Annotated in this window: 13 protein-coding genes; 6 read left to right on the top strand and 7 right to left on the bottom strand. The window is 44.0% G+C overall.

Features of this window, described 5'->3' with window-relative positions; genetic code table 11:
• The first annotated feature begins 12 nt into the window (after positions 1 to 12).
• From Q7V21_RS07575 to Q7V21_RS07565, 3 genes are read left to right on the top strand one after another with little or no spacing between them, the layout of a single operon-like run.
• Positions 13 to 1,149: a glycosyltransferase family 4 protein gene (locus Q7V21_RS07575; RefSeq protein ID WP_304916699.1), complete on the top strand. Its 1,137-nt coding sequence runs from the start codon at positions 13 to 15 to the stop codon at positions 1,147 to 1,149.
• 13 nt (positions 1,150 to 1,162) lie between these two features.
• Positions 1,163 to 2,185: a glycosyltransferase family 9 protein gene (locus Q7V21_RS07570; RefSeq protein ID WP_304916698.1), complete on the top strand. Its 1,023-nt coding sequence runs from the start codon at positions 1,163 to 1,165 to the stop codon at positions 2,183 to 2,185.
• Between the two features lie 6 nt (positions 2,186 to 2,191).
• Complete coding sequence (locus Q7V21_RS07565; protein ID WP_304916697.1) at positions 2,192 to 3,247, top strand: glycosyltransferase; 1,056 nt, start codon at positions 2,192 to 2,194, stop codon at positions 3,245 to 3,247.
• A gap of 54 nt (positions 3,248 to 3,301) precedes the next feature.
• Here the strand turns inward: Q7V21_RS07565 and Q7V21_RS07560 are convergent, their stop codons facing one another.
• Positions 3,302 to 5,023: a carbamoyltransferase gene (locus Q7V21_RS07560; RefSeq protein ID WP_304916696.1), complete on the bottom strand. Its 1,722-nt coding sequence runs from the start codon at positions 5,021 to 5,023 to the stop codon at positions 3,302 to 3,304.
• A gap of 273 nt (positions 5,024 to 5,296) precedes the next feature.
• Between Q7V21_RS07560 and Q7V21_RS07555 the strand changes: the two genes are divergently transcribed.
• Entirely contained in the window at positions 5,297 to 6,544 is a 1,248-nt protein-coding gene (locus Q7V21_RS07555; RefSeq protein WP_304916695.1) for an O-antigen ligase family protein, read from the top strand.
• Here the strand turns inward: Q7V21_RS07555 and Q7V21_RS07550 are convergent.
• Genes Q7V21_RS07550 through Q7V21_RS07525 form a run of 6 tightly spaced genes read right to left on the bottom strand, consistent with a single transcriptional unit; the run spans position 6,541 to position 11,885 of the window.
• Positions 6,541 to 7,680, bottom strand: a complete 1,140-nt coding sequence (locus tag Q7V21_RS07550; RefSeq protein WP_304916694.1) for a glycosyltransferase — start codon at positions 7,678 to 7,680, stop codon at positions 6,541 to 6,543. The two genes, Q7V21_RS07555 and Q7V21_RS07550, sit on opposite strands and share 4 nt — an antisense overlap.
• Positions 7,681 to 7,694: 14 nt before the next feature.
• A complete protein-coding gene (locus Q7V21_RS07545) occupies positions 7,695 to 8,456 on the bottom strand; it encodes a lipopolysaccharide kinase InaA family protein (protein ID WP_304916693.1) in 762 nt (253 codons plus the stop codon).
• Between the two features lie 3 nt (positions 8,457 to 8,459).
• A complete protein-coding gene (gene waaF, locus Q7V21_RS07540) occupies positions 8,460 to 9,479 on the bottom strand; it encodes a lipopolysaccharide heptosyltransferase II (protein ID WP_304916692.1) in 1,020 nt (339 codons plus the stop codon).
• 6 nt (positions 9,480 to 9,485) lie between these two features.
• Positions 9,486 to 10,292: a ZIP family metal transporter gene (locus Q7V21_RS07535; protein ID WP_304916691.1), complete on the bottom strand. Its 807-nt coding sequence runs from the start codon at positions 10,290 to 10,292 to the stop codon at positions 9,486 to 9,488.
• A 38-nt stretch (positions 10,293 to 10,330) separates the two neighbouring features.
• Positions 10,331 to 11,122: a peptidoglycan editing factor PgeF gene (gene pgeF, locus Q7V21_RS07530; RefSeq protein WP_370654050.1), complete on the bottom strand. Its 792-nt coding sequence runs from the start codon at positions 11,120 to 11,122 to the stop codon at positions 10,331 to 10,333.
• Positions 11,064 to 11,885: an inositol monophosphatase gene (locus Q7V21_RS07525; protein ID WP_304916690.1), complete on the bottom strand. Its 822-nt coding sequence runs from the start codon at positions 11,883 to 11,885 to the stop codon at positions 11,064 to 11,066. Before Q7V21_RS07525 ends, pgeF begins: the two co-directional genes overlap by 59 nt.
• A gap of 73 nt (positions 11,886 to 11,958) precedes the next feature.
• On the opposite strand from Q7V21_RS07525, the gene Q7V21_RS07520 reads away from it, so the two are divergent.
• Both Q7V21_RS07520 and Q7V21_RS07515 read left to right on the top strand, forming a co-directional pair.
• On the top strand, positions 11,959 to 12,687 hold the full coding sequence (locus Q7V21_RS07520; RefSeq protein ID WP_304916689.1) for a 16S rRNA (uracil(1498)-N(3))-methyltransferase: 729 nt from the start codon (positions 11,959 to 11,961) through the stop codon (positions 12,685 to 12,687).
• Positions 12,684 to 12,995: a DUF3301 domain-containing protein gene (locus Q7V21_RS07515; protein ID WP_304916688.1), complete on the top strand. Its 312-nt coding sequence runs from the start codon at positions 12,684 to 12,686 to the stop codon at positions 12,993 to 12,995. Before Q7V21_RS07520 ends, Q7V21_RS07515 begins: the two co-directional genes overlap by 4 nt.
• The last annotated feature ends 19 nt before the right edge of the window (positions 12,996 to 13,014 follow it).

The following is a 13,014-nucleotide window of genomic DNA, read 5'->3' as shown; positions in this document are numbered from 1 at the left end:
TGGATTTTGGTTATGAAGCTGGCGGTATGCCTGTATAAATATTTTGCCTACGGTGGCCTGGCACGGGATTTTCGACGGATTCTGGAAATTCGTCGCGATGCCGGTGATGACATCGATGTGTATTACATTGAATGGCATGGCGAGCCAATACCCGGCTTTAACCAAATCCAGATTCCTGTTTCAGCTCTGACCAATCATGGCAAAGTCCGGGATTTTTACAACAAAGCGCAGCCTTTAATTGCAGCCGGTAATTATGATCTGGTGATTGGCTTTAACAAAATGCCGGGGCTGGATCTGTATTACGCTGCCGATCCCTGTTATCTGGCACGAGTCAGACAGGAACCCAGCTATATCTTCAAACAGTTTTCTGGCCGCGTTAGATTTTATGAAGCCTGGGAACGGGCGGTATTCGGGCAACAAAGCCATACCGTATCGATGATGATCTCATCGGTGCAACGCAAACTGTTTGAACAGTATTACCAAACACCGCCAGACAGATTGGTCGACCTGCCACCGGGTATTGATCCCGATAGAGTGCGTCCCGATGACTGGCAACAGCAACGTCAGCAATTTCGCCAGCAGTTATCACTGAATGATGACGATTTTTTACTGTTGATGATCGGCTCCGGCTTTAAACGAAAAGGTGCAGATTTTGCCATAGAGGCTATGGCAGGTTTACCTCAAACCATACGTGAGAAAACACATCTATATGTGGTTGGTGAAGATAATGCCAAGCCTTTTGAACAGCTGGCCCACAAACTCAATGTTAAACAACGCACCCATTTTATGGGCGGACGTGATGATGTAGCCAAATGGCTGCTGGCGGCCGATGTATTTTTACACCCGGCACGCTCAGAAAATACTGGTACTGTGATATTAGAAGCCATGGTAGCCGGGCTGCCAAGTATGGTCAGCGCTGCCTGTGGTTATGCCAATTATGTACAAGATTCAAATGGCGGAGTGTGTATCGATCAGCCGGAAGATACAGCAGCTTTCACCCAACAACTGGCAAAAATGCTCGATAAACAACGTCTTCAACAACTGTCACACAATGCTCTGGATTATGCTGCAACGCATGATCTTTATAGCATGCCGCAGCGGGCTGCGGATTTGATCGTAAAGTTGGTTAAGCAGAAAACTGCTGAATAATTAAGAAAAAGTAATGAATAATTCATCCACCGCCCAGTTAGCGATTGTTTCATTTGAATCATTGGGAGACAGCCTGATTTATATAATGATGGCTGATAATTTGAGACGAAACGGCTACACGGTAATGTTATTTGGCAATGTGCCATATCAATTAAAAAATTGGCTGCCTGAACTTGCCATTCAACCTTACCCGCAACTGGAAGATTTGTATTCCACTCTCAATGAATATCATCTTGTTTTGATGAGTCCCTCCAGAGCCATACGAAATGCAACCGTACCGATCACGTTGGAGGATATTCGTCAGCGTTATCTTCTTATCTGTCAGAAGGTTCCTGATGAGTGGTCTTTTGACCATCAGTCCAGATTAGAACAAAGTTTGAGTCCGGAGGTTTTTCAACAACTCGGCCATCTCAGTCATGCTGCTGGTTCGATTCGATATCGAGAATTTGAAAAAGAATCTGTTGTTGAAATCACGCTGGATTTTATGCGTGAGAAAATGGGATTACAAAACCTTTCCGCCAACGTACAGCTTTCACCACCGCAAGGTCTTGTATACCGAAAAAACCGCCGTCGTATTATCCTCAGCCCCGATTCGGCCTGGCCAGAGAAAAAAGACTGGACGCCAGAGCGTTTTTTAAAGTTGGGTAAATTACTTGAGCAATCGGGATATGAGCCGGTCATTGTGGTGGCACCGGATAATCACGAAGTTTGGCAAACCATGGTGAATAATCGTTTTCCTACTCTGACCTTTGAAACGATTGATAAGTTAGCCGAGTATATTTATGAATCGGGAGCAGTGATTGCCAATGACTCAGGTAACGGCCATTTGGCATCATTTTTAGGTATACCGGTCATTACTATTTATCGAAAACGTAATCCCTATTTTCACTGGCGACCTGATTGGTCTGCAGTTAAGGTTGTTTGTCCAATAATTGTGCTGCCCGGATTTAATGGACCCATTTGGCGGCCATTTGTTGGGGTTAAGCGCGTTAAAAATGAATTAGAAAAACTTCTCATGCGGGTTGAAAAAAGCTAAGTGACCATGAATCCAAGTAATAAATTATTAGTGCTGGATGGTATTGGAGGCATTGATTTAGGCCGAAATCTAACGGCCAGTATTCAAGATCATGGCATTGCTACCGAGTATTTTGATATGGCTAAACTGCCAAAAATCACATTACAAAAACCGCGTTCTGCCATTGCCAAAATGCTCAATAAAAAAAAGGATAAAGACGGTTTTTATTGTCTACCGAAATGCGATTTTGCCCACTTGGAGCAACAGCTCAACCAACTCAAACCGAACAAAATACTGGTGATTGGCTTTTTATATAAATTTTTTGAACCGCAAAGATTGAAGCAATTAGCAGATAAGCTCGATATTGAACTGTTTTTGTACGATACCGATAGCTGCAATCTTTATTCAAGTCGCCGGGAATTTATCTTTTTTATCGAAAATGAACTTACCGTCTATAACGCCATATTTTCATTCTCACGGGTCGTGACGGATTTTTTCAAGCGAAAAAAATTAAATGCCTTTTTCTGCCCCTTCGGCGACACAACTAAAACCAACCAACCATCAGAAGATGCTGAAATTGATGTGATTTTTGTTGGCAGTGCTGATTTACGACGAATATTTCTGTTGGAGAACATTGCCGATAAAGTCACTATTTACGGTAATCGCTGGCAACGGCAGTGGCCGTTAATGTCTGAAGCGCTTCAGCAAAAAGTTATCGATAAACCCATTTGGGGAGAGCAGTTACAAGCGAAACTGATAGCTTCCAAAATTGTATTAAACATCACCAGGATTCCATTTTACGGAGCAGAAACTGGCATTAATCATCGTATCTTTGAGGCGATGTCTTTGGGATGTTTTGTATTAACCGATCATTGTGATGAAATTGCGGAACTGTTTGAGGTAGGTGAGGAAATCGAAACTTTTAAAGGTATTGATGAGCTTAAGCACAAAGTCGATTATTACCTTAAACATGATGAGAAGCGTCAGCGTATTGCACAGCGTGGTCATCAGCGATTTCTCAAAGACTATAGCTGGCAAACCCGATCTGCGGATCTGTTAACGAAAATGGGGTTGTTAACTTAATAACCCCATTTTCAGACGATTCACAGACGGTTTCAGAACATCATAAAAACCAATTTATTTGGTGATCAGAATATCTTCCATCACCAGATACTGCAGATCGGATCCGTAGAACATATTCAACGCATCGGTGGGGCTGCAAACCATCGGTTCGCCACGACGGTTCAGTGAAGTATTGAGTACTACTGCATTACCGGTGAGTTTTTCCATTTCTTCAATCAGCTCGTAATAGCGTGCATTGGTGGCTCTGGTCACAATCTGCGCGCGTGCAGTGCCATCTTCATGCACCACTTCCGGAATCCGTGATTTCCAGCTTTCTGCTACATCAAAAGTGAATGTCATATACGGGCTTGGATGCTCAGTCTGCAGAATTTCCGGAGCTACTCTATCCAGCATGCTTGGGCAGAATGGACGCCAGCGTTCACGGTATTTGATTTGGGCATTAATTCGATCGGCAACGCCGGAATGATTCGGTGAGCCCAGAATACTGCGATTGCCTAATGCACGTGGACCGAACTCCATCCGACCCTGAAACCAGGCGACCGGATTACCATCGGCAAGAATTTTGGCAGTATCAGCACACACATCATCGAGGTATTGCCAGCTAACCGGTTGAGTGTAGCGTTCACAGGCGTCGATGCATTGTTGGGTGGTATATGACGGGCCGAGATAAACATGCTCCATCTTTTCAACCGGCACACCAGCCAATTGTGAAGCATAACTGGCAGCACCAATGGCCGTACCGGCATCACTGGAAGCAGGTTGTACAAACAATTCTTTCACACCGGGCATGGCAATGATGCGCTGGTTGAGTTTGACATTTAGAGCCACACCACCGGCATAAGCCACTTTACCGGTTTCACGAATGATATCGCCAAGGTAATAATCAATCAGATGTAAGGCACATTTTTCCAGCAAAGCCTGAATGCTGGCGGCGTAATCAATATAGGGCTCGTCTTTTTCATCGCCTTCACGCATTGGACCAAGCCATTCAATCAGTTCAGGGCTGAAGAAATAGCCTTTGCCATCTTTTTTATAACGACGGAATCCAACGGTATTGACCAGCTTGGTATTGACCTTGAATTCACCATTTTCACAATGAATCAAACGTGAAAAGTCAAAACGGTTCGGATCGCCATACGGTGCCATACCCATGACTTTAAATTCGCCATCAAGCATTTCAAAACCCAGGTATTCGGTCATTGCGCCATAAACGCCGCCGAGTGAATCTGGGTCATAAAACTCTTTGATTTTGTGTATTTTGCCGTTTTCGCCATAACCAAAAAACGTTGTGGCATATTCGCCTTTACCATCAATGCCGATAATCGCGGTTTTTTCCTGAAAACCACTCAGATGATAAGCACTGCTTGCATGGGCCAGATGATGTTCAACCGGGACAAACTTGACGCGTTTTGGATCAATGCCTAAATCATCCAGCAGTTTCATCACGTTTTTGTGATTACGCCAGTAACGACGATTACCGGAAAATAAAGCAGTCAATGCCCTGTCAGGTGCATACCAGTGACATTTGGCATAATGCCAGCGAGCAGGTGATTGCAGACCAATTTGCGCGTAAGGGAATGCGACAATATCGATTTCGTCAGGACGAATGCCAGCCTGTTCAAGACAGAATCGGGTGGCTTCATAAGCCATCTTGCCCTTGGCATGCTTGTCACGAAGGAAGCGTTCTTCTTCGGCAGCAGCCACAAGTTTGCCATCTATGTATAATGCTGCGGATGCATCATGATTCACAGCACCGGAAAGACCTAAAATAATCATGAGTTGACTTTGGTGAAATTTAAATCGGCCATTATAACAAGTGAAGGTCGCAAGCAGGGATGCTTTTCCTGAATGTTTTGTTTTACCGTAAATAAATTATTTTTGGCGATGCATGATTAATGTGACAATTTGCTAATAATAAGTTCAAAAATATAGCTAAATTTACATATCTGAATTTTGGATATATTTTCTGAAAAGTGTGTAATGAAAATATGCGCTATTCGAATTCAGTTTGTTCGCTGGATATTAATTTGAAAGATAATGAAGTAGTAGATGTTTAATAACATTAGAAACAAATATAACGGCGATAAAATTATCCTAATCGCAATGAGCATCTGGATATTGGGTTTTTTCTTGATGCCTTTCAGTAAGCAACACTATCAAATCTTTATAATCACTATTGTTATTAGTGCTTTCTGGTTAATATTTACACTGAAATTTAATTATAAGTCCTTGCTTAGTTCAAGGATAATCCAAGTCTCATTCGCCTATGCCTTCCTCTTTCTTATAAGTATTTATTGGTCCAATCTGGACACATTTTCAGATAAGTTCAAAGAAGTAAAAACGTTTCTCTATTTGATCTTTTTTTCTCTGGTTTTTCTATACTCTATTGATGGTAAAACAGAGCGGTTAATTAATTTAATACATTATTTAATCGTCGCTGCAGTTTTCAGTTTGTTTATAAACTTTTATTTTTTTTACGGCATAAATAACGAACCCATATCTGCCCGATTTGCGGGCTTGGGAAGATTATGGAACCCTTTATGGGCCGCAGCTATGTATGGCGGAGCTGCATTAATCACGCTTTCCATTCTTTTTGATAAGTACCGCCAACTTAAATATTCGATTAAATATGCTTTGATTTTGTCTTATTTCTTATTAGTGATTGCGGTTTTTCTGACCCAATCCAGAGCCCCGATTGGTGCTGTGGTTTTAATGTCATTAATTGTTTTTTTCTTTTCAAAAATAGCCATTAAAACGAAATTTATCCTTGCCACTATAGTCAGTGTGCTTGGGGTACTTTTGCTTACCTATTTCTTGCCAGCAATAACTGAGTTGACTTTGGAAAGAGGTCAAAGTTATCGCTTAGATCTTTGGTTGGGCTTTATTGAGAGAGCGAAAGAACATCTTATTTTTGGTCATGGTGGTGGTTCAAATGTTCCTATCCACGCCCCTGGTGAATTCGTCCATGATTGGCGCCATTACCACAGCACTTATATAGGTTCTTTGGTTGAACTGGGCTTAATTGGCCTGATTTTACACTTGGCCATCATCGTTACTGTGCTCAGAACTGCCTGGAAATTGCGCAAGAATTTTTATGTTAAAACGTCAGCCTGGTTATTTATTTATACCTGTATTATCGGCCTGACATTTGGTCATGGAATTCTTACGAGAATGAATACACAGTGGTTGTTATTCTGGATGCCGTTACTGGTTATTGCAATGTATGAAATCCGCAATAATAAAATGTCAGTGAGAAATGATTCCTCAGAGTTTGATTCTGTAGAGGATGCGCGTTAGCGTTGATGTTTTAACAACTGGGTGATTTTAGCGTTTTCCCAAAACTGTGCTTTAACAGCTTTATCCGAAAAGAGTGTATTCAGTCTTTTCTGGCAAGATTCTTGGTTTGTAACGGCATCTTTATCGTTAGCTGTATTGATTAACGCTTTACTTAAACCTTCAATATCCCTGAACTTAAACAATTGGCCAATACCCTCAATGATTTCAGCACCGCCGCCGCAATCGGTGCAGATTATCGGCAAATCAGCTGCCATCGCCTCAAGAAACACCATGCCGAACGGTTCACGATCTGAACTTAAAGCAAACACATCAAAAGCCTTAAAATAGCGTCTGGCTTCCGGGATGGGCCCAACAAACACAACATGATTCTGAAGTTTTAAATCTCGCACCAATGCTTTCAGTTCGTCCTCAAGCCTGCCTTTTCCAACAAAACAAAGCAGGGCGTTCTGAGGAAGAGATGGAAGCGCTTTAGCAAATCCACGAATTAAGGTTTGTGGATCTTTGTCAGGATGAATACGACCCACACTGCCTATAATCCAGCTGTGCTGTGGGAGGGCAAGTTTTTCTCTGGCCTGGTCTTTAGGTAACAGTTCGCTTTGCACCAATTCGACATCGATACGGTTGTAGAGTGTTTGGATTTTATCTTGCGGCCAATTCGGCAGACGATTTCTGATTTCATCACGCACTGCGTTGGACACTGCTAATAACGTTAAGCGTGATTTAAACAGGTTGACCAATAATCGGCGGCCAAAACGATCAAAATCCCCAAAAGAATGGCGAATACTCAAAATCGGTAATTTTGTTGCCATAGCTGCGATATAAGTAGGTTTAGCGCGGTGAGCAATACAGGCAGCAAAATTATATTGTCTATCAAGCTGACGGATCTTATTGATGATGCCAAGTTTCAGCCCGCTTAATTGTTTGCTTTGGTAATTAAGGAAGATCACTTCATCAGAACAGGCTTTTTCAGCTACAAGCGGATCGGGTTCCCCTGATAAAAATACGGTAATCACTTTATAAGGTGTGTCTTTAAAAAGTACAGCGTATTGGCGAGCACAATCCAGAAAAGGGTCGTAGTAACTGTGACAGATATGCAGTATGTAAGAGGCCTGGGCATTGTTATTGATATCAGTCATTGTTCAAAAACCAATTATTGAGTGGAACGTTTGCGAGGTGTCAATTTTCGCCAGAGCTTTTTATCTTTGGCACTAAGCGTCTCGACTTGCAGATAGGCTTTAAAAAAATACAAGCGATCCTTTAAAGTCCAACGGTCATCAGCATGACGATTAAAGCTGGATAAATCTCGCTTCATCGCCAATTTTGAACTGAAACGCCAACGCAGTTTTTCCAGATCAATCAGGCGAATTTTCCATTTGCCTTTTTTGTTTAATTTAACAAACACATGCTTGGGATAAAAACAATTATGCACGTAATGTGAGCGGTGCAACTTACGGGTCAATTTGGCAAGCTTGCGGATAAGTTGACGACGTTTTTGTTGGGTTAATTGTGTGGGATCTAACTTATCCAGAGAGGTGTAGTTATCCAATGCTTTGGTGATCAGAACTGCACGATCATCTTGTTTGCCAAAATACAGCGGGTTTAATGTGGGGATTTTCAGTTTTTTCAGTTGCTGAATATTTTCCAGCTCCTTTTGAAACGTCGGAATGCCTTTGAACGGATGCCGCCAAGTACGGCTATAGTAATTTTGCTGACGTTTCACAAAAACTTTGGTTGTGCCCTTGCGGGTATCAAACTCAGTGCGTGTCACGCCGCTCCAGCCACCGCGAGCTTCATTCGGTGTATCAAACCAATTCTTAGGTAAAGACCAAATGCGTTCAAATGACAGGGCTTTACGACTCGACCAATAAACCCGATTGATAAAAGCACTGGTTTTTTTATTGAAAATAGCCATATTTCAACTCGTTGCTGACTGCAGTTGCATAACAATCTGTTCAGGCAAAATATCTTGCATACATTTGTGATGACCCAATGGACAAGTCCGTTGAAAACAAGGACTGCATTCGATAGCAATTTGCACTAAACGAGCATTGTCTGAAAGTGGTGGGGTGAAAGCTGGTGAGGTGGGGCCGTAAATCGCCACTAAAGGCTTGTTGAGTGCAGCGGCAATATGCATTAATCCGGAATCATTACTGACCACCTGATCCGCTGTGGCAATCAAATCAATGGCTTCACCTAATTGGGTTTTGCCACAAAGATTAATGACATTATGTTTATCGGTAATGCCCGCAACGATCTGCTCACCTACCGCCGCATCTGCTTTTGAACCCATGATCAATACCTGCCAGCCCTGCTGGGTAAGCAGTTCTCCTAATGCAGCATAATGAGTCGTTGGCCATTGTTTGGCCGGACCAAATTCAGCGCCTGGACATAAAACCAAGCGTTTTTGCTCTGCCGATTTTGGTGGATTCAACTCGCTGGAAATTGCTTCTGCAATCATTCTAGGTGGCAGATAGTCAGGAGCGATATGTGATTTGGAAGCAGGATGGGCCAACGCAACAAAACGTTGCACCATCAGCGGTAAATTTTGTTTATTCAATTTACGGGGATCATTCAGCAAGCCATAACGCATCTCGCCTAACCAGCCTGTACGTTGTGGAATATTGGCAAACCAAGGGATTAGCGCTGATTTCCAGGAATTAGGCAGCACAATGGATTGATCATAGTTTTTGTGCCGTAAACTCAGACCAATCTGGCGCCGCTGTTTCCAGCCGAACACACCATGAGTTACCGGCATGCTAATCGCTTCACGGATTTCGGGCATGCGAGCCAGCAATGGGCGAGTCCATTCGGGTGCCAGCACATCAATATTGGCGTAGGGATAACGCTGTTTCAGCGCGGCAAATAACGACTGCGCCATCACCATATCACCGACCCAAGAGGGGCCGATGATCAGGATGTCGTGTTTAGCAGGCATAAATGATTAATGCAGCGTGCTGTGCGCCAGATAAATAAATATCACGCCAGCCGCGATTAACGAGGTTTGCTGTAATGTCTCCGACGGTTTTACTTTACTTTGCAGGCCCGGAATCAAATCGGCCACAGCGATATAGATAAAGCTGGAAGCAGCAACCACCAGAATATACGGCAGAATATGCTGCATATCGGCTAACAGGAAATAAGCTAAAACAGCGCCGACCACGGTCGCCATACTGGAAAGCATATTGAAATACAGTGCCTTGCGGCGAGAATAGCCACTGTGTAGCAGGATCACAAAATCGCCCAATTCCTGTGGGATTTCATGAGCCGCAATCGCCAGTGCGGTGACAATACCCAAATGCACATCAGTTAAAAATGCAGCGGCAATCAATACGCCATCAACAAAGTTATGAATGGCATCGCCAATAAGAATTAATGAGCCAGCGGCCTTCTTTGGTTCTTCATGGTGGTGATTATGATGATCTTCGCCCAGTTCCGGGATATCTTCATGGCCATGGTGGCTATGACAGTGGCGCCATAACACCATTTTTTCCAACAAGAAAAAGCTTAATAAACCAATTAAAAGCGTCAGACCGATGATATGTGGATCAACAGCATATTCATGTTCAATAGCATGCGGCAATAAACCTAATAAAGAGGCACCAAGCAACGCACCAATGGCAAAACTGACCAGATGCGGAACAGCATGTTGACGTGTATGTGTGGGTAACAGCAAAAAACTTGAGGCAATAATTACACTGAGAAGACCACCAAGAATACTGAAAATAATAATCCAGATTAATAAGTCCATATGCACCTGACAGAGAAAAAGAATGCGCAAATCATACCTTATTCAGCCTCAATCCATATTAGCGATGCCATTCGACCGGTTACACCATCACGGCGAAACGAGAAAAACCGCTCTTTTTCACTATAGGTACAATAATCACCGCCATAGATTGCTGTAACGCCCTGCGCGGCTAGGCGTTGTCTGGCAAGCAGGTATATATCAGCCAAATATCGATCTGCATGCGTTGCGATAAAAGCGGCTTCAGCTGCTGGATCAACAGCGAGGAATGCGGCTTTAACCTCGGGGCCGACTTCAAAAGCGTGCGGTCCGATAGCTGGTCCCAACCAGACGAGAATGTCAGACCGAGGCTTGGCAAATTTGGCTAAGGTGTTTTCAATAATTCCAGCTTGCAGACCACGCCAGCCGGCATGCACTGCAGCAACCTGAGACCCTGATGTATCAGTTATTAACAGCGGTAAACAATCTGCCGTCATAACGGCACAGACTTTATTGGTTGAAGCGCTGACGATGGCATCAGCTTCGATATCCTTCTGCCACTGGCTGGAATCGATAACATCAGTGCTATGGGTTTGCTTTAGCCATAACGGTTGATTTGGCAACAAAGCGGTTTCAATTAAACTTTGCCGGTTAGCTGCCACATGATCAGGATTATCACCGACATGATCGCCTAAATTAAGCGAGTCATATGGTGCCAGGCTTTGGCCACCATTACGTGTCGTGGTTAACGCTTTAGTATGATGGGGGGCCGGCCAGTTTACCGAGATAAATGCTTCAGCCATCGCAGCGCGGAACATGCAAATAATCACGCCAGGCGGCAAACAGGTTTTCATCACTGGCTGCGCAGGTAGATCTTGGGGTTAAACTACGGCAGAACACCGCTTCGTTATCCAATGTACAGGCAAAAGCACCGGCTTCATCGACAATAAGCTGTGCTGCGGCGTAATCCCAGATTTGCTGACGACCGTGTAAATACAGTTGCGCTCGTCCGGCAGCAAGCCAGCAGAGTTCTAATGCGATCGAGCCCAAACTGCGTTGTGAACCATAAGGTTTTTCGTCAACCAGTCTTTGGGCCAGAGATTTGGGCAAACGTTTGAAATCAATAATAGCCAGAGTCTGATTCAGCGCAAGACCAGAGAGTTCGGCTTTAAGACGCTGCCCATTCAACCACGCTCCCGCGCCTTTTTTGGCTGCAAAGCACTCTTTCATCACCGGATCGTAAACCAGCCCAACGGTGACTTCACCATTTTCAATTAACGCCAGAGAGATGGAAAAGAACGGCATGCCAGAGGCAAAATTACTGGTGCCGTCAATCGGGTCCAGACACCATAACGAGTCGTTGCTGGCGAGTAATTCCGCTTGTTCGGCGGCGGTCATCTCTTCGCCGAGCAGTTTTATTTCGGGAAAATCCCGCTTTAACGCCTCGGTAATGGTTTGTTGCATCAATTTGTCAGCGACAGTGACGATACTGCCATCGTGCTTATATTGACGACTGACAGTTTTGAATAATGGCATTAAATGCAACTGAACAGTGTCAGTCAGGCATTGTTGCAGTTTGGCGAGGTCGGTATCCATGAAAAAAAGTATATCAGCCATTTAAGGAATATTATTCAAACTCTGCGATGCAGTCTGTAAACTGCTGATTCGTTTTGTCAGTTGAAGCTATTTTATGCGTGTTCCCAGGTTTTATTGCGCGACTTTGGCGCCCAGTTCATCCCCAATCATATTGCCCGATGAGGTGTTTCGACATGCCGTGCAGGTACTTCGTATGAAACCGGGTGCGGTGTTGAGTTTGTTTGATGGCAAAGGTCTGGAATACCAGGCCCAGCTGGAACAGGTCGATAAACGCCAGGCAACCGTCAACTTGCTGCAACAAATAAACACAGATAATGAATCACCATTGGATATTCTGTTAATGCAGGGTATTTCCCGTGGAGAGCGGATGGATTACGCCATACAAAAAGCCGTCGAGCTTGGTGTCAAACGTATAATGCCGGTGGTTACCGCGCGCTGTAATGTTCAGCTTTCCGGTGATCGCGCGGATAAACGATTAAATCACTGGCAAGGGGTGGTGATAAGCGCCTGTGAACAAAGTGGCCGGAGTTTTATACCTGAATTATTGCCCATCACCACATTGGATGAGGCTTTGGCAGAGGTTAATGACGGTTGCAGATTGGTGCTGGATCCAGAAGCTGTTCAAGGATTTTCCAGCGTAAATAAGGCCAGCCAGATTGCATTATTGATTGGCCCGGAAGGCGGATTAAGTGAGACAGAAGTTCAGCAGGCAATTGATGCTGGATTTACTGGCATCAGTCTGGGGCCCAGGATATTAAGAACTGAAACTGCTTCTGCTGCGGCATTAGCTATGGTGCAAGCCGGTTGGGGAGATATCGGATGAATGACAGTACCATCGTATTATTGATTCTGGCATTGATAGGCTGGATCTGGTGGGACAGTCGTGGCGTGGCGGAACATGCCAGCCGTGTGGCCAGTCAATATTGTCAGTCAATGGGTGTCAGTTTTCTCAATGATACTGTTGCCTGGCAAAAAATCCGTTTGAAACGCGGTGCCAACGGCAGAATGCAATTTGAACGCACCTATTTTTTTGAGTTTGCCAGCGATATGCAACAGCGTTATCGTGGTGAGGTTGTCATGTTGGGAAAACGGGTGAAGTCGATCCAGTTGGATCCGCATCGTTTCAGTTAAGTCATCAAAGGAAGAGGGT

It is taken from the genome of Methylophaga sp. (genome assembly GCF_030651745.1).
Note: the sequence above shows the minus strand (reverse complement) of the source record. Positions and strands in the feature narration are given on the sequence as shown.